At 62.5% G+C, this 16,510-nt stretch carries 16 protein-coding genes; 12 read left to right on the top strand and 4 right to left on the bottom strand.

The window, feature by feature from the left end; genetic code table 11:
- Positions 1 to 17 precede the first annotated feature (17 nt).
- From LCM4573_RS16985 to LCM4573_RS16965, 5 genes are read left to right on the top strand one after another with little or no spacing between them, the layout of a single operon-like run.
- Positions 18 to 674: a CpaD family pilus assembly protein gene (locus LCM4573_RS16985; protein WP_407071747.1), complete on the top strand. Its 657-nt coding sequence runs from the start codon at positions 18 to 20 to the stop codon at positions 672 to 674.
- 24 nt (positions 675 to 698) lie between these two features.
- Complete coding sequence (locus tag LCM4573_RS16980) at positions 699 to 1,988, top strand: CpaE family protein (protein ID WP_071007567.1); 1,290 nt, start codon at positions 699 to 701, stop codon at positions 1,986 to 1,988.
- A gap of 33 nt (positions 1,989 to 2,021) precedes the next feature.
- A complete protein-coding gene (locus LCM4573_RS16975; RefSeq protein WP_071007566.1) occupies positions 2,022 to 3,521 on the top strand; it encodes a CpaF family protein in 1,500 nt (499 codons plus the stop codon).
- A gap of 13 nt (positions 3,522 to 3,534) precedes the next feature.
- The gene (locus tag LCM4573_RS16970) at positions 3,535 to 4,548 is read left to right on the top strand and encodes a type II secretion system F family protein (RefSeq protein WP_071007565.1); all 1,014 of its coding nucleotides are present in this window, start codon (positions 3,535 to 3,537) and stop codon (positions 4,546 to 4,548) included.
- A 10-nt stretch (positions 4,549 to 4,558) separates the two neighbouring features.
- The gene (locus LCM4573_RS16965) at positions 4,559 to 5,539 is read left to right on the top strand and encodes a type II secretion system F family protein (protein WP_071007564.1); all 981 of its coding nucleotides are present in this window, start codon (positions 4,559 to 4,561) and stop codon (positions 5,537 to 5,539) included.
- A 6-nt stretch (positions 5,540 to 5,545) separates the two neighbouring features.
- Here the strand turns inward: LCM4573_RS16965 and LCM4573_RS16960 are convergent, their stop codons facing one another.
- Complete coding sequence (locus LCM4573_RS16960) at positions 5,546 to 6,103, bottom strand: dual specificity protein phosphatase family protein (RefSeq protein ID WP_071007563.1); 558 nt, start codon at positions 6,101 to 6,103, stop codon at positions 5,546 to 5,548.
- A 47-nt stretch (positions 6,104 to 6,150) separates the two neighbouring features.
- Positions 6,151 to 7,020: a tetratricopeptide repeat protein gene (locus LCM4573_RS16955; protein WP_071007562.1), complete on the bottom strand. Its 870-nt coding sequence runs from the start codon at positions 7,018 to 7,020 to the stop codon at positions 6,151 to 6,153.
- A gap of 150 nt (positions 7,021 to 7,170) precedes the next feature.
- On the opposite strand from LCM4573_RS16955, the gene LCM4573_RS16950 reads away from it, so the two are divergent.
- The 7 genes from LCM4573_RS16950 (at position 7,171) to LCM4573_RS16920 (ending at position 15,228) form a co-directional block, all read left to right on the top strand.
- A complete protein-coding gene (locus LCM4573_RS16950; RefSeq protein WP_071007561.1) occupies positions 7,171 to 8,562 on the top strand; it encodes a M17 family metallopeptidase in 1,392 nt (463 codons plus the stop codon).
- 81 nt (positions 8,563 to 8,643) lie between these two features.
- On the top strand, positions 8,644 to 9,021 hold the full coding sequence (locus LCM4573_RS16945; protein ID WP_071007560.1) for a MarR family transcriptional regulator: 378 nt from the start codon (positions 8,644 to 8,646) through the stop codon (positions 9,019 to 9,021).
- Positions 9,002 to 9,853 carry an NlpC/P60 family protein gene (locus LCM4573_RS16940; protein WP_071007559.1) on the top strand — a complete coding sequence of 284 codons (852 nt, stop codon included), beginning with the start codon at positions 9,002 to 9,004 and terminating at the stop codon, positions 9,851 to 9,853. The genes LCM4573_RS16945 and LCM4573_RS16940 overlap by 20 nt, the downstream gene beginning before the upstream one ends.
- A 94-nt stretch (positions 9,854 to 9,947) precedes the next feature.
- Positions 9,948 to 10,310, top strand: a complete 363-nt coding sequence (locus LCM4573_RS16935) for a hypothetical protein (RefSeq protein ID WP_071007558.1) — start codon at positions 9,948 to 9,950, stop codon at positions 10,308 to 10,310.
- Positions 10,311 to 10,467: 157 nt separating this feature from the next.
- Positions 10,468 to 11,616 carry an isovaleryl-CoA dehydrogenase gene (locus LCM4573_RS16930; RefSeq protein ID WP_198539746.1) on the top strand — a complete coding sequence of 383 codons (1,149 nt, stop codon included), beginning with the start codon at positions 10,468 to 10,470 and terminating at the stop codon, positions 11,614 to 11,616.
- Positions 11,616 to 13,223: a carboxyl transferase domain-containing protein gene (locus LCM4573_RS16925; RefSeq protein WP_071007556.1), complete on the top strand. Its 1,608-nt coding sequence runs from the start codon at positions 11,616 to 11,618 to the stop codon at positions 13,221 to 13,223. Before LCM4573_RS16930 ends, LCM4573_RS16925 begins: the two co-directional genes overlap by 1 nt.
- The gene (locus LCM4573_RS16920; RefSeq protein WP_407071746.1) at positions 13,180 to 15,228 is read left to right on the top strand and encodes an acetyl/propionyl/methylcrotonyl-CoA carboxylase subunit alpha; all 2,049 of its coding nucleotides are present in this window, start codon (positions 13,180 to 13,182) and stop codon (positions 15,226 to 15,228) included. Before LCM4573_RS16925 ends, LCM4573_RS16920 begins: the two co-directional genes overlap by 44 nt.
- Here LCM4573_RS16920 and LCM4573_RS16915 read toward each other — a convergent pair whose 3' ends face one another.
- Both LCM4573_RS16915 and LCM4573_RS16910 read right to left on the bottom strand, forming a co-directional pair.
- Positions 15,229 to 15,552 carry a hypothetical protein gene (locus tag LCM4573_RS16915; RefSeq protein WP_071007555.1) on the bottom strand — a complete coding sequence of 108 codons (324 nt, stop codon included), beginning with the start codon at positions 15,550 to 15,552 and terminating at the stop codon, positions 15,229 to 15,231.
- A 15-nt stretch (positions 15,553 to 15,567) separates the two neighbouring features.
- Entirely contained in the window at positions 15,568 to 16,503 is a 936-nt protein-coding gene (locus LCM4573_RS16910; protein ID WP_071007554.1) for a 2-hydroxyacid dehydrogenase, read from the bottom strand.
- Between the last annotated feature and the right edge of the window lie 7 nt (positions 16,504 to 16,510).

The following is a 16,510-nucleotide window of genomic DNA, read 5'->3' as shown; positions in this document are numbered from 1 at the left end:
GGCCGGGGGCCAAGACCATGATGAGACAGATATCCTCCGCCCTCCTTGTCGCTTCCATGGCGCTRCTGGCAGGCTGCGGCTCGCGGGAGCTTACCACGGGCTCCATTCCTGACGATTACCGCACCCGCCATCCGATCACGCTTTCGGAAGCCGAGCATACGCTCGATATTCCCGTTTCCTCCGGTGACTACCGGCTGTCCACCGGCATGAAGGACATGATCCGGGGTTTTGCGCAGAATTTCGCGGCCTCGCCCGCCGGCGTCATCCAGATACAGATGCCGCATGGCTCCCCTAATGCCGGAGCGGCGTCTCACCTGGGCGGCCAGATCCGCAAGGTGCTGACGGAGACTGGCATTCGTCCGGGCCAGATCGTCATGGGCAGCTATCAGGCCTATCCGAACGGCGATGCCGCGCCGGTCCGTCTTGCCTATGTGACGACCAAGGCCATGACGTCCGCCTGCGGAGAATGGCCGGAAGACCTCTCCAATGCCACTTTCGGGAACAGGAACTGGTATAATTTCGGTTGCGCCAGCCAGAACAACCTTGCGGCCCAGGTCGCCAACCCCACCGATCTCATCGCCCCGCGCGGTATGACGCCGATCGATGCCGCACAGCGCACGGCGGTCATCGAAGCCTATCGCAAGGCACCCAGCGGCGATGGCGGCGATGATTGAGGCCGCGGCACCGGAGACAGACAGATGAGTGCGATCAATTATGAAATCCGCACCGGCGCCGAAGGCGGACGATATGCGGAAGAGGCCGACCGTTTGGGCGACATCGAGGCGCTTCGTCCGTTGCCGCGCATATCCATTCATGCCTTCTGCGAAAGCGAGGCGATGCTGCGGTTGATGGACCGCATGTCACGCGATCGCCGCATGGCCAAGGTCAACATACGGATTACGAGCGGCGCCATCGATGCGGCCGCCAAGATGTTCACCTCCGCGCCGACGCCGAACCTTCTCATCCTGGAAACGGATGCCGAACCGAAGAACCTGCTTGATGAGCTGGCGCCTCTTGCGGAAGTCTGCGATCCGTCCACTCGGGTCATCGTCGTCGGGCGCTATAATGATATCGCACTCTATCGCGAGCTGATCCGCAACGGCATTTCCGAATATCTGGTCGGTCCGGTGCAGATGGCCGATCTGCTCGCCTCGGTTTCGGCGATCTTCGTCGATCCGGATGCCGAACCGCTCGGCAAGTCGATCGCCTTCATTGGCGCCAAGGGCGGGGTGGGCGCATCGACCATTGCGCATAACTGCGCCTTCGGCATTTCCAGCCTGTTTGCCACCGAAACCATCCTTGCCGATCTCGATCTGCCCTTCGGTACGRCCAATATCGATTTCGATCAGGACCCTGCCCAGGGCGTCGCGGAAGCGGTCTTCGCCCCCGAACGCCTGGACGAGGTCTTTCTCGATCGCCTGCTCACCAAATGCTCCGAGCATTTGTCGCTGCTCGCGGCTCCCTCCCTGCTCGATCGCGCCTATGACTACGACCGGTTCGCTTTCCAGCCGGTGATAGACATACTCCAGCGCAGCGCGCCGATGGCGGTTCTCGACATGCCGCACGGCTGGTCGGAATGGACGCGGGCGGTGCTCGCGGATGTCGATGAAGTGGTCATCTGCGCGGCGCCCGATCTCGCCAATCTTCGCAACACCAAGAACATGCTGGATGCCTTGAAGAAGCTCCGGCCGAACGATCGTCCGCCGCATCTGGTGCTGAATCAGATCGGCATGCCGAAACGTCCGGAGATCGCGCCGGCCGACTTTTTCGAGCCGCTGGAGCTGGAGCCGATCGCCATTTTGCCTTTCGACGCGCAGCTTTTCGGAAACGCCGCCAATAGCGGCCGGATGATCGCCGAGATCGATGCGAAATCGCCTGCTGCCGAAACCTTCTCGCAGATCGCCCATGTGGTGACGGGGCGCGTAGCGGCGAAAAAGACGAAGAAGAGTGGCTTGGGCAAGGTGTTGGCAATGCTCGGGCGCAAGTAATCCCACCTGTTTCGGTGAAGGCTGGATAGACCGATGTTTGGAAAACGTGGAACTGACGGATACGGAAAGGGCGGCACCGCTGCTCCTGCGCCGCCGCCTGTTGCGTCGGCCTCGGCATCGTCTTCGGGCAGGTCTGCCGCTCCCGAAATCTTTTCCGATCCCCTGGAGGAGCAGCACGGCCAGCGTCAGGCCGTGATGCCCCCGCCGCTTAGCCCATCCGCGGGTGCCCCGCGCAAGCGTCCGGCACGCACCGAGCAGTATTACGATACGAAAAGCCAGGTCTTTTCCGCGCTGATCGACACGATCGACCTCTCGCAGCTCGCAAAGCTGGACGCCGAAAGCGCGCGCGAGGAAATCCGCGATATCGTCAACGACATCATCACCATCAAGAATTTCGCGATGTCGATTTCCGAGCAGGAGGAACTGCTCGAGGATATCTGCAACGACGTGCTTGGGTACGGGCCGCTCGAGCCCCTGCTTGCCCGGGATGACATCGCCGACATCATGGTGAACGGCGCGGGCCAGACCTTCATCGAAGTCGGCGGCAAGACGATCGAGTCCGACATCCGCTTTCGCGACAACGCGCAACTGCTCTCCATATGCCAGCGGATCGTCAGCCAGGTCGGCCGCCGGGTGGATGAATCCTCACCGATCTGCGATGCGCGCTTGCCCGACGGCTCGCGCGTCAACGTGATCGCGCCACCGCTGGCGCTTGATGGACCGGCGCTCACCATCCGCAAGTTCAAGAAGGACAAGCTCACCCTCGAGCAGCTCGTGAAGTTCGGTGCCATCACACCGGAAGGCGCGATCCTGCTGCAGATCATCGGCCGGGTGCGCTGCAATGTCGTGATCTCGGGCGGCACGGGCTCCGGCAAGACGACGCTGCTCAATTGCCTGACCCGCTATATCGATACAGACGAACGGGTCATCACCTGCGAAGACACTGCCGAACTGCAGCTTCAGCAGCCGCATGTGGTGCGTCTCGAAACCCGCCCGCCGAATATCGAGGGCGAGGGCGAGATCACCATGCGCGACCTTGTGAGAAACTGCCTGCGTATGCGCCCCGAGCGCATCGTCGTCGGTGAGGTGCGCGGACCGGAGGTATTTGACCTTCTGCAGGCGATGAACACCGGCCACGACGGCTCGATGGGCACGATCCACGCCAACTCGCCGCGCGAATGTTTAAGCCGCATCGAATCGATGATCGCCATGGGCGGCTTCAGCCTGCCAGCCAAGACCGTGCGCGAGATCATTTCCGGCTCCGTCGATGTCATAATCCAGGCGGCCCGTCTGAGGGACGGCTCGCGTCGCATCACCCGGATCACCGAGGTGGTCGGAATGGAAGGCGATGTGATCCTCACCCAGGATCTGATGCGCTATGAAATCCATGGGGAAGACGCCAATGGGCGCATTATCGGCCAGCACGTGTCCACCGGTATCGCCAAGCCGCATTTCTGGGAACGTGCCCGCTACTACAACGAGGAGCGACGCCTGGCGGCGGCGCTGGATGCAATGGAAAAGTCCTCTGATTAGGAGCTGAAGTGAGATGTTCGGGCTCGACATGACAGTCCTTGCAATCATTGCACTGGTGGCGGTCGCTGCCGGCGGGATGTGCTATGGGCTGCTTTTCTCCCGCATCGAGGTGGAAAAGAAGACAGACGCTCGCTTGAGCCGCGTCAAGTCCGCCGAGACCGATCTCACCAAGGTGAAAGCGGCACGTGATCGCGTCCAGGAACTCTCCAAGCGACGCAAGTCGCTGCAGGATTCCCTCAAGGATCTGGAGAAGAAGCAGGAAGAGAAGTCCCGCAAGCTGGGAGACGGGAGCCTCAAGGCGAAGCTCGGCCAGACAGGCATCACGCTTTCGCCCGGCCGTTTCTATATGCTGAGCATCGTTTTCGGCCTCGCGTTGTTCCTGCTGGCGCTATTGAGCGGCATGCCGTTATTGGGCGCTCTTGGAGCGGGTTTCGCGGCCGCCGCCGGTCTGCCGCGCTGGATGGTGAATTTCCTGATCAAGAAGCGGCAGAAGAAGTTCCTCGAGGAATTTCCGAACGCTCTCGACGTCATGGTCCGCTCGATCAAATCCGGCCTGCCGCTCAACGATGCGCTCCGTCTGATCGCTTCCGATGGGCAGGAGCCCGTGAAGGGCGAATTCCGGCGGGTGGTGGAATCCCAGCAGGTCGGCTTGAGCGTTCCGGAGGCCTGCGCGCGTATGATGCAGACCATGCCGCTGCCGGAAGTCAACTTCTTCTCGCTCGTCATCTCCATCCAGAGCCAGGCCGGAGGCAACCTCTCCGAGGCTCTTGGCAATCTGGCGAAAGTACTGCGCGAGCGCCGCAAGATGAAAGCCAAGGTCAGCGCGCTCTCCATGGAGGCGAAGGCTTCCGCGGTCATCATCGGCGCTCTGCCCTTCATCGTTTCGCTGCTCGTCTATCTCACGTCGCCCGATTACATGATGGTGCTGTTCACCGATGCGCGCGGCCACATCATCCTGGTGTTCTCTGCAATCTGGATGTCCATAGGCATTCTCGTCATGCGCAACATGATCAACTTCGAGATATGAGGAAGCTCGTGTGACGAAGGACCTCGCCGCGACATTGACCGATCCGGCAATACTTCTGGCCGTGCTCGTGGCGGTGGCGGTGTTTGCCACGCTTTACACGCTGGCGAGCCCGCTTCTGGAGCGCGGCAACCTCGAAAAACGCATGAGGGCGGTTTCCACCGAGCGCGAGCAGATCCGTGCGCGGGAGCGGGAGCGGATGAGCGCCGAACAGTCCAGGGCCTCGCTACGCACCCAAAACAACCGGTCGGCCCGTCAGATCGTCGAGCGCTTCAACCTGCGTCAGGCACTGGTCGACGAGAACACGGTCAACCGGCTGAGAGCGGCGGGCCTGCGCTCACAGAACGCGCTCAACATCTTCCTCGCGGCGCGCTTCCTTCTGCCTTTCCTGTTTCTGGCAGTGGCGGTGACCTGGATTTTCGTTCTCGGAAATCTCGAAGGGCGCCCTTTTCCCATTCGCCTGCTGGCGGCAATCGGTTTTGCCTATGTCGGCTTCTATCTGCCGAACATCATCGTCACCAACCGTATGAACAAGCGCCAGCTTTCGATCAAGCGCGCCTGGCCGGATGCGCTCGACCTGATGCTCATCTGTGTCGAATCCGGCGTCTCGATGGAGGCGGCCATGCGCCGGGTGGCGGAGGAGATGGCGCATCAATCGCCGCCGCTGGCCGAGGAAATGGTGCTGACGACGGCGGAACTTTCCTTCCTGCAGGATCGGCGCACTGCGCTGGAAAATCTCGGCAACCGCACCCAGCTCGAAATCGTGAAAAGCGTTACCCAGGCGCTTATCCAGGCGGAGCGTTACGGCACGCCGATCGCCCAGGCGCTTCGGGTGCTGGCCCAGGAAGGGCGCGACGAACGCATGAACGAGGCCGAAAAGAAGGCTGCTGCCCTTCCGCCGAAACTCACCATTCCGATGATCCTGTTCTTCCTTCCGGTTCTTGTCGCCGTCATCCTCGGTCCGGCCGGCATTCAGGTCGCTGACCGGTTTTAAAGCCGCTCAGCTCGGCAGGCCGAAGATCTTTTCAAGTCCCTCCCAAGTCTCGTCCATCGCATAGACGCCGAGGAAAGGCAGCCCGACGTGCCCGTATAGGAGCGACAACTGCCATTCGGCGGTTTCTTCGTCCACATTGGCGATCTGCTGGAGATAGATGACGGAAGCAAGCCCGGTACGGTCAGCCCCGGCCTGGCAGTGGATGAGAATGGGCTTCGGCGCATCGCGTAGGAGCGCGATCAGCCTTTCGCTTTGCTCCGTGGTGAGCTCGCGGCGCGCCGACATGCGGAAATCGATGTGCTGGACGCCGAGGCGCTGGCTGACGTCGAGTTCGTCGCTGTACCAGCCCTGCCGGCTTTCTCCGCGCAGGTTGATGACGGTCTTGATGCCATATTGCCTGATATAGCTATCGAGCTGGGCCGCCGTCGGTTGGGCCGAGCGGTAGAGTTCACCGGCGATGACTTCGTGGAAATTTCCGGTGGTATGCAGGAAGCCGAGATAGCAGCCGATCGAAAGCAGGCTTACGCCGGCCACCATTCCCGCCCGTTTGAAGAACCGACGCATAGCCCCTATTCCTTGAAGAGAGCCTGTTGTTCGGCGATCCTCTAAGCTCAATTGCGGCGAATTTCGAACGACGCGATGCGATCGGCACTTGATGGTTTGGATTTTTCCTTCTCTGCGAGCTTTGCCCAGGAATTCTGCTGGGAGAGCATGCCGCGCAAATACTTGATATTGGCATCGGCCTGCTGTTGAGAAAGTTCGCGCCGAGCGATCTGTTCGGCTTCGGCGAAGCGGCCCTGCAGCCCCACGACCAGGGCGAGGTTCTGCCGCACACGGCTGTCGGCAGCCGGCTGCTGTGCGGCCGAACGCATATAGGTTTCCGCCGTGCGGAGATCTCCGCTCAGCACGTAGGACATGCCGAGATTGGACATCACGCTCGGTTCGTTCGGCTGGGCATCGAGCGCCATGCGGTATTTCCGGCGCGCCTCTTCCGATCGACCGAGCTGATCGAGCACCGCACCCTCGGCGGAATAGAGCCGCCAGTCCGGGCGGTCCGGCGTCTGGGCACGGGTGATGGTCGCAAGCGCCTGTTCGAGCTGGCCGGCCGCCGCCTGTGCCTTGCCATAGGCCGCGAGCACGTCGCGATCGGCTGGATGAGCTATCGCGACCTGCTGCATCACGGCAAGCGCCTGGGCGTTCTTGCCGGTCATGCGCAGCACATTGGCGTAGCGCAGGCCGGTCGTCTTGTCCTTGGGATTGCGGTCGTAGGCAGCCCCGATCGCCTTCTCCGTACCTGCAAGTTCGGCGGCATTCATGGTTTCGAACGAGCCGGAGAATTGCGGGATTGAACCGGTCGTCACGTTGTCGGGATGCTGTTTCCTCGTGCTGGAGCAGCCTGCAAGCACGACCGCCAGCAGGCCGATACAGGCAAGGTCCGCAAGCCGGACCTTGCGGAAGGCGGAATGGACTGAACCAGTCATGACGTGATCCCCGAAACCCCCGGCGCCGATGCCTGCCGCCGCCGTCGGAAATCTTCGGAGGCATCTGGCGCAATCTTGCCCTCAGCAATAAACTGTTAACCCTAACAGACCGTTAAGCCACTCTTTCCAGATACCTTTCCGAAGGCTTCCATGACCCCCTATCAATATATCGAAAGACCCTCGCCGTTCGCCGAAGCGGGCAATGCCGCCCGCACCATCCGCCTTGTCTCGCCTGCGGATCTGGAGGAGGGGAAAATCGAGCCGGYGGTGCTCGCCTGGGCGCGGGCAGCCGGCTTCAAGGCGGAGCAGGGCGCGCTTCTGCTCGTTCCCGACGAGGCGGGCGGGGTCAGCGGCGCGTTGTACGGGCTCGGCCCCGATCCTGCCGAGGCGCCCTTCATCGCAGGCAAGCTCTCGAAACTCCTGCCCGCAGGCGATTGGCGCATCGAAGATGGCAAGCTCCCGGCTGAAAAGCTGGCCCTCGGCTTCGGGCTCGGAAGCTATGGCTTCAACCGTTATCGGTCGGACAAGGCAAAAGAGGTGCGGCTCGTCCTTCCCGAAGGGATCGACCAGGAGGACATCCGCCGCCAGCTTGCCGCGGTCTTCCTCGTGCGCGATCTCATCAATACGCCGACCAACGATCTCGGGCCGGATGAGCTGGAGGSGGCATTGCGCCGGCTCGCGGAGCACTATGGCGCGTCGRTGACCTCGATCGTCGGCGACGATCTCCTTGCGCAGAATTTTCCGCTCATCCATGCAGTCGGCCGCGCAAGCAACCGCGAGCCGCGGCTTGTCGAAATGCGCTGGGGCGAGAAGGGCAGCCCCCGCGTCACCCTTGTCGGGAAGGGAGTCTGCTTTGATACCGGCGGTCTCGATATCAAGGGTGCTGCCAACATGGCGCTGATGAAGAAGGACATGGGCGGCGCTGCCAATGTCCTCGCGCTCGCATTGATGATCATGGATGCCGGATTGAAGATCGACCTGCAGGTGCTCGTGCCGATGGTCGAGAACTCCATTTCCGGCAATGCCTTCCGTCCCGGCGATATCTACAGGAGCCGCAAGGGCCTGACGGTGCAGATCGACAATACCGATGCGGAAGGCCGGTTGATCCTGGCCGATGCGCTTGCCTATGCCGACGAAAACGCGCCCGACCTGATGATAGACATGGCGACCCTGACGGGTGCCGCCCGTACCGCGCTGGGGCCGGAACTCGCGCCGTTCTTCACCGATGACGAGGATTTGGCGGCCCGGATTGGCGCCGCCGGCAAGGCGGAAGACGATCCGCTTTGGCGGCTGCCCTTGTGGATGGGCTACGACAAGGATCTACGTTCGCGGGCGGCCGATATCACCAATGCGCCGGGGGGCGGCATGGCGGGCGCGATCACCGCAGCCCTTTTCCTGAAGCGCTTCGTCACCGCCACCACGAGCTGGGCGCATTTCGATGTCTATGGCTGGAACCCGGCTGAAAAGCCCCATGCACCGGTGGGCGGCGAGGCCCATGCCATTCGCGCGCTCTATCGCTGCATCCAGGCGATGGCGAAATGATCCGGTAAGGCTTGCCGCTATATCTTTCTTGCCTGGGACTTGGAATCTAGGCGATCCGCCGGTGCGGAAGATGGAGCGGGCATGCCGGTTGAACTGACGGCGACGGAGGCGCTGGGGCTATGGCACCGGGTGGCACTGGAACAGGTACGCGGCGATGGCCCGGATTTGACATTGCGTCAGATGGCGATCTTGCTGCATATCTATCTCGTGCCGCCGCCGCATACCGTTCGAGGGCTGGCCGCCGTGCTCGGCGTTACCAAGCCGGTCATCACACGCGCGCTCGACACGATGGGCGAGATTGGGCTGGTGGAGCGGGTGCGTGACGAACGCGACCGGCGCAACGTGGTAATCAAGAGAACAGTCGCCGGCGCGCTTTACCTGGAAAAGCTGGGCGATCTGATCATGCTCGAAGGCCGCGGGCCGGGCGCCGTGAGGGAACATGACAAAGACACTGGATAGACGCCTTCATGCCTTCCGTCCGGACCTTGCGGACGAAACCCTGCGCGGCAGCATAGAGGCTGCAAGCTTCGTGCGCGGCGAGCCGGCCYGTATCGCGGTTCCCGTTGCAGCCCTGCGCCCCGCACCGGATCCCGCTCGCGGCATCGACACCGAGCTTCTGCTTGGCGAGACGGTGCGCGTCTTCGATCGTGCCGACGGCTGGGCCTGGGTACAGGCGGATGAGGACGGTTACGTGGGCTATCTGCCGGAGACGCATCTGGGCGAACCTGAGGAGCCCACCCATTGCGTCGCCGTGCCGCGCACCTTTCTCTATCCAGAGCCGGAACTGCGCAAGCCCGCGGTGGCGGCGCTTTCCATGGGGAGCCGCATCACCGTCACCGGAAAGGCGGAAACCCGTGGCACGCGCTATCTCGTGCTGGCGGACGGCAGTGCCGTAATCGCCGGTCATTGCCTGCCCATCGGCGAAACGCTCGGCGACGACTACGTGGCGGTTGCCGGCAGGTTCATCGAGACGCCTTACCTTTGGGGCGGTCGCTCCGGCTTCGGCCTGGATTGCTCCGCCCTGGTCCAGATCTCGCTGATGATGGTCGGAAAACCGGCGCCGCGCGATTCCGACATGCAGGCTTCGTTCGGCACGGCGATTACCCGCGAGGAATTGCAACGCGGCGATCTCGTCTTCTGGAAAGGACATGTCGGCATCATGGAAGATGCCGAAACGCTGCTGCATGCCAATGGCCATACGATGAGCGTCGCCCGCGAAAATTTCGAGGCGGCGGTCAGGCGGATCGGCTGGCTCTACGACCTGCCGAGCGGTTACCGGCGGATCGTGTGAGCGATCACGCAAATGTGCCGGGCCGCTTATGGAAACGGCATCCTGCAGGCCGTATCTAGAATCATCCGCTGATTTGCGGCTGAGGAGTTGTACGATGCTGAAAGGTGCCTGGCTGTTGCCCGTCGTGATGCTGGTGGCGATCCTGCTGGCGGCGCTTGCGCCGGCGGCATCCTTCGCCGCGGGCGACGAGTTCCGCCGGTCCCGCCCGACCATGGCGTTCAAGGATCTGCCGGGCGTCGTGCCGGAGGAGGAGCGGGTCCAGCAACCCTCCTATACCTGCACCACCGATATCGTCGAAGTGCATCGCTGGCGGGGAAGATACGACATCCTCTACGGCGATACGGCGCCGCGTCGGGTCTATCGTTGCAAGACCGAAGGCGGAGCCACCTATACCGGCACCGACGTGCCGAACACCCAGTGGGTGCCGGGTCTCAATCCGCATCATCTGCCCCGGTAGGGAAATCTTTTTTCAAGCGGTGTACCCGAAAGGACCGGATCTTGCGATCTCGTCCGAGGAGCCTATCTCGTCATTGACGAGGCCRCACGGCTGCCCCACAACCTTTCGATAGATAAATCTTGGCGCACCGGGAGGAGACGAGGTGTTCCACGCATCCATGAAGTTCGCGCTCGGCGAGGAAGTCGAGGCGGTGCGCGAAACCGTTCACCGCTTCGCGCAGGAGCGGTTAGCCAAGCGCGCCGACGAGATCGACCGCAGCAACGAATTCGCCCGCGATCTCTGGCCGGAACTCGGTAACCTCGGCCTGCTTGGCATCACCGCCGATCCTGAGCTTGGCGGTTCCGGTTTAGGCTACCTAGCCCATGTCGTCGCCGTCGAGGAGCTGGCCCGCGCCTCCGCCTCCACCTCTCTCAGCTACGGCGCTCATTCCAATCTCTGCGTCAACCAGATCAACCGCAACGGCAACGCTGATCAGAAGGCGCGTTATCTGCCGAAGCTTTGCTCGGGCGAGCATGTCGGCGCGCTCGCCATGTCGGAGCCCGGCGCGGGATCCGATGTGGTCTCCATGAAGTTGAAGGCGGAGAAACGCGGCGATACCTATGTGCTGAACGGCAGCAAGATGTGGATCACCAACGGGCCGGATGCGGATGTACTGGTCGTCTACGCAAAGACCGATCCCGCCGCCGGCCCGAAAGGCATAACGGCCTTCCTGATCGAGAAGGGTTTCAAGGGTTTCTCCACTGCCCAGAAGCTCGACAAGCTCGGAATGCGCGGCTCCAACACCTGCGAACTGGTCTTCCACGATTGCGAGGTGCCGGCCGAAAACGTCATGGGTGCGGAAGGCGGAGGCGTGACGGTGCTCATGTCGGGGCTGGATTACGAGCGCGTGGTTCTCGCGGGCATCGGCATTGGCATCATGCATGCCTGCCTCGACGTGGTGATGCCCTATGTGCATGAGCGCAAGCAGTTCGGGCAGCCGATCGGCGAGTTCCAGCTCATCCAGGCGAAAGTGGCCGACATGTACACGGCGATGAATTCCGCCCGCGCCTATGTCTATGCCGTTGCTGCCGCTTGCGATCGTGGCGAGGTGACCCGGCAGGATGCTGCCGCCTGCTGCCTCTTTTCTTCCGAACAGGCCACACAGCAGGCATTGCAGGCGATCCAGGTGCTCGGCGGAAACGGCTATATAAACGACAATCCCACCGGACGGCTGCTGCGCGACGCCAAGCTGATGGAAATAGGCGCCGGAACCTCCGAAATCCGCCGCATGCTGATCGGCCGCGAGCTTTTCAGGGAGACGGCCTGATGGCTGTCATCCGGTCCCAGGTCAATCTGAAAAGCGAGGCGGCGCAGGCGAATCGCGCCGCGATGCAGGCGAAACTTGCCGAAATGGAAGCAGCCGTGGCTTTGGCCGAGGCGGGTGGTGGCGAGGAGGCGAGGGCACGGCATGTGAAGCGTGGCAAGCTTCTGCCAAGGGACCGCATTGCCCGGCTTCTGGACCACGGATCGCCGTTTCTCGAGATCGGCGCGACGGCCGCGCATGGGCTCTATGGTGGCGCAAGCCCTTCGGCCGGCATCGTTACCGGCATCGGGCGGGTCGAGGGTCGCGAGGTGATGATCGTCGCCAATGATGCGACGGTCAAAGGCGGCACCTATTATCCGATGACGGTGAAGAAGCATCTCCGCGCTCAGGAGATCGCCGAGGAAAACCGGCTGCCTTGCGTCTATCTCGTCGATTCCGGCGGCGCCAACCTGCCGAACCAGGACGAGGTCTTTCCGGACCGCGATCACTTCGGACGCATCTTCTACAACCAGGCACGCATGTCCGCGAAAGGCATTGCCCAAATTGCCGCCGTCATGGGTTCCTGCACAGCGGGCGGCGCCTATGTGCCGGCCATGTCGGACGAGGCGATCATCGTGAAGGATCAGGGCACGATTTTCCTCGCAGGCCCACCATTGGTGAAGGCGGCAACGGGCGAGGAGGTAAGCGCCGAGGATCTCGGCGGCGGTGATGTCCACACGCGCCTTTCCGGCGTGGCGGACCATCTCGCCCGCGACGACGCCCACGCACTGGCACTGGTCCGCCGGGCGGTCGCCGGATTGAACACGCACAAGCCGGAAACAGTGGTGCTCGAAACATCTGAAGAGCCGCTCTACGATCCGGAGGAAATCGCGGCCATCGTGCCGGCTTCGCTGACGACGCCTTACGATATCCGTGAAGTCATCGCGCGCGTGGTGGATGGCTCGCGGTTCGACGAGTTCAAGGCGCGCTACGGCACGACGCTGGTTTGCGGGTTCGCGCATGTCTTCGGCATGCCTGTGGGCATCATCGCCAACAACGGCGTGCTGTTTTCCGAGAGCGCCCAGAAGGGAGCTCATTTCATCGAGCTCTGCTCGCAGCGGAAAATCCCGCTTGTCTTTTTACAGAACATCACCGGCTTTATGGTCGGAAGGCGGTATGAGGCGGAGGGCATCGCCAAGCATGGCGCCAAACTGGTGACGGCGGTGGCGACGACATCCGTGCCGAAGATCACCATCCTTGTCGGCGGCTCCTTCGGCGCCGGCAATTACGGCATGGCGGGACGGGCCTATTCGCCGCGCTTTCTCTGGACCTGGCCGAACAGCCGCATCTCCGTCATGGGTGGGCCGCAGGCAGCCGGCGTGCTGGCGACCGTCAGACGCGATGCGATCGAACGCAGCGGCAAGGGCTGGAGCGCGGAAGAGGAGGCCGCCTTCAAGCAGCCGGTTCTCGATCGTTTCGAGGAACAGAGCCATCCGCTTTATGCTTCCGCGCGCCTCTGGGATGACGGCATAATTCATCCTGCCAAGACTCGTCAGGTCCTTGCCCTGAGCCTTTCGGCTGCGCTCAATGCACCGATCGAGGAGACGCGCTTCGGCGTGTTCCGTATGTGAGGACCCGATGATGTTGAATAGGGTCCTCATAGCCAATCGCGGCGAGATCGCCTGCCGCATCATTCGCACCTGCCATCGGCTGGGTGTAGCGACGGTCGCGGTCTATTCCGATGCAGATCGCCACGCGCTGCATGTGGAGCTCGCCGACGAAGCGGTGCATATCGGGCCGTCACCTGCCGCCGAAAGCTATTTGCGCGGCGAGAAGATCATCGAAGCCGCGCTCAAAGCGGGGGCCGATGCAATCCATCCAGGATATGGCTTTCTCTCCGAAAATCCCGGCTTTGCCGAAGCAGTCGTGGCTGCCGGCCTCCGCTTCATCGGGCCTCCGGCCGAGGCCATTCGCGCCATGGGTTTGAAGGACGCCGCCAAGGCGTCGATGGAACAGGCGGGCGTGCCGGTCGTTCCCGGTTATCATGGTGCCGAGCAGGACGCGGATTTCCTCGTGAGTGAGGCGGAGCGCATCGGTTTCCCGGTGTTGATAAAGGCGCGCGCCGGCGGTGGCGGCAAGGGCATGCGGCGGGTAGAAGCCTCCGCCGCCTTCAAGGAAGCTCTCGCCTCTGCGCAGCGCGAGGCTCAAGCCGCCTTCGGCGACGCAGCCTGCCTGATCGAGAAATACATCACCCATCCGCGTCACATCGAAATCCAGGTCTTTGGCGACGACCACGGCAATGTCGTACACCTCTTCGAGCGTGATTGCTCGCTCCAGCGCCGCCACCAGAAGGTCATCGAGGAAGCGCCGGCACCCGGCATGCCAGATGAGATGCGTCGCGCCATGGGCGAGGCTGCGGTGAGAGCCGCCAAAGCGATCGGTTATTCTGGCGCTGGCACGATCGAGTTCATCGCGGACGCCTCTGAAGGCCTGAAAGCCGACCGCTTCTGGTTCATGGAAATGAACACCCGCCTGCAGGTGGAGCATCCCGTCACCGAAGCGATTACCGGTGTAGACCTGGTCGAGTGGCAGCTCCGCGTCGCGTCGGGCGAGCCGTTGCCGCTCAAGCAGGATGAGCTTTCCATCAACGGCTGGGCTTTCGAGGCACGACTTTACGCGGAAGATGCCGAACGGGGCTTCCTGCCTGCGACCGGCACGCTTTCCCATCTCGATCTTCCGGAGGGTTTGGCCCGCGTCGATACCGGCGTGCGGGCAGGCGATCGCATTTCACCCTTCTACGACCCGATGATCGCCAAAATCACCACCCATGGGCCGGATCGCGCCACCGCTCTCTCACATCTCTCCGAGGCGCTGTCGGAGGTAAGGGCTGCCGGTCTCACGACGAATGTCGCGTTCCTTTGCCGGCTAACAAGGCAAGCGGATTTCGTTACTGGCAATCCGCATACCGGCCTTATCGACCGGCATCTGACGGAGCTGACGATGGCGCAGGCGGCTYCACCCGAGGCTGTCGCTCTCGCAGCCCTTGAGCTTTCCGGAGCGCTGGAGTCCAAGGACCTGAAAGATCCCTGGACCGCTCTGTCCGGCTTTCGTCTGTGGTCGGAAGCTTCCGATTTCGTTGAATTGGAATATCGCGGTCGGCATGTGCCGGTATCGTTTCACTCGAAAGGACAGGGCTCTTACGGGTTCACTGTCGAAGGTCGCGATATCGAGCTGCGTCTCTCAGGTTCGCAAGGGGGCTATGATCTGGAGATCGACGGTCGCATGCACCGCGCGGAGGTCATTCGGAATGGCTCCGGCGTGACGATCTTCCAGAATGGCGAAAGCTGGCACTTCGGACGCACAGATCCCCTTGCCGCCGAAGACGAAGCGGCGGTTGGCGGCGACCGCATCCTCGCGCCGATGCCGGGCCTCGTGAAGCTCCTGCGTGCCGCACCGGGCGCGACCGTCACCCGTGGGGAGACGCTGGCCGTCATGGAGGCCATGAAAATGGAGCTTTCGCTTTCCGCCCCCAGAGACGGAAGGATCGCCGAGGTTCTCATCGGCGAGGGCGAGCAGGTGCTGGAAGGCGCCGTTCTGCTGACGCTGGAGGCCGCTTCTCCCCCACCCCCTGCTTGATCAGCTGTGGGCGAGATCGAAGACGTGATGGTGGATGCGGCCGTCGAACATTTCGAGCAGGCCCTTGGTCATTTCGCGGCTCTCGTAGCGAACGGGGGATTCCAGCGCGGCTGCAAGCGCTTCCCGGCTTTCGTACATGGTCGAAAGCACCATCGGATAGGCAGGGGCCCCTTCGTCCCGCTCGACGGCGTAGAGAACGCGCACTTCCTTGATGCCGGGAAAGGCGAGCCACATGGGCATCAGCTTCTCGGCCACATAGGATTTGAAGTCCGCCTCGCGGCCGGCATGGATCGTGCCCTCGAAGAGAGCCTGACGGATGATCATGGAACTGCTTTCGGTTCAGTTGACGGTGGTGGRAGGCTTTTCGCCGGCAAAATGGGCCGCGATATTGGCAAGCACCATCTCACCCATGGCGATGCGGGTCTCGATTGTGGCACTGCCCTGATGCGGCATCAGCACCGTATTCGGCGCGGTGAAGAATTCCGGCCGAATGTTCGGCTCGTTGACGAAGACGTCGAGGCCGGCGGCCGCAATGGTCCCGTCGTTCAGCGCGGCGAGTAGCGCATCCTCGTCGATCACGCTGCCGCGCGCGACGTTAACGACCACGCCCTGTGGCCCGAGCGCCTTCAGCACATCCGCATTAACGATGTTCTGGGTCGCTCCATTGGCGGCAATGCAAACGGCCAGTACATCGCTGTCTTTGGCAAGCTCGAGCGGTGACGCGCAGGATTTCCAGTTCGTGTCTGTGACCGTGGAGCGGTTCCAGTAGCGCACGGACATGCCGAAGGCTTCCGCGCGACGAGCAAAAGCCTTGCCGATTTGTCCAAGACCAAGAACGCCGACGCGCTTGCCTTTCGGGCTGTTGCCGAGCGGGAAGGGCTCCTTGCCCCAGCGGCCTTCGCGCACGAAGTTGTCGCCCTTCACGACATGACGCAGTACGGCCAGCATAAGCGCAATGCCGGTGTCCGCCACGTCGTCCGTCAGCACGCCGGGCGTGGTGGTGACGTCGATATTGCGGCTGCGGGCGAATGCCAGGTCGACCTTGTCGGTGCCGACCCCGTTGATGGCGATCACGCCGAGTGCCGGCAGCTTCTCTATCCATTCGCTGGAAAGTCCGGTGGCTCCGCCGGTCGCGACCGCCCGAATGGAGCCGGCGGCGGCTTCGATCACGGGAAACGCAGCAGGATCATAGAGCCGATGGACCGTATAGGCTTCGTCGAGCCGGTCTTCGATGAGCTTCATCATAGGCTCGACGAGCAGGATGTCTGGCTTCATGTGGCAA

Source organism: Rhizobium sp. LCM 4573 (genome assembly GCF_001854865.1).
Taxonomy (GTDB): Bacteria; Pseudomonadota; Alphaproteobacteria; order Rhizobiales; family Rhizobiaceae; genus Neorhizobium.
Note: the sequence above shows the minus strand (reverse complement) of the source record. Positions and strands in the feature narration are given on the sequence as shown.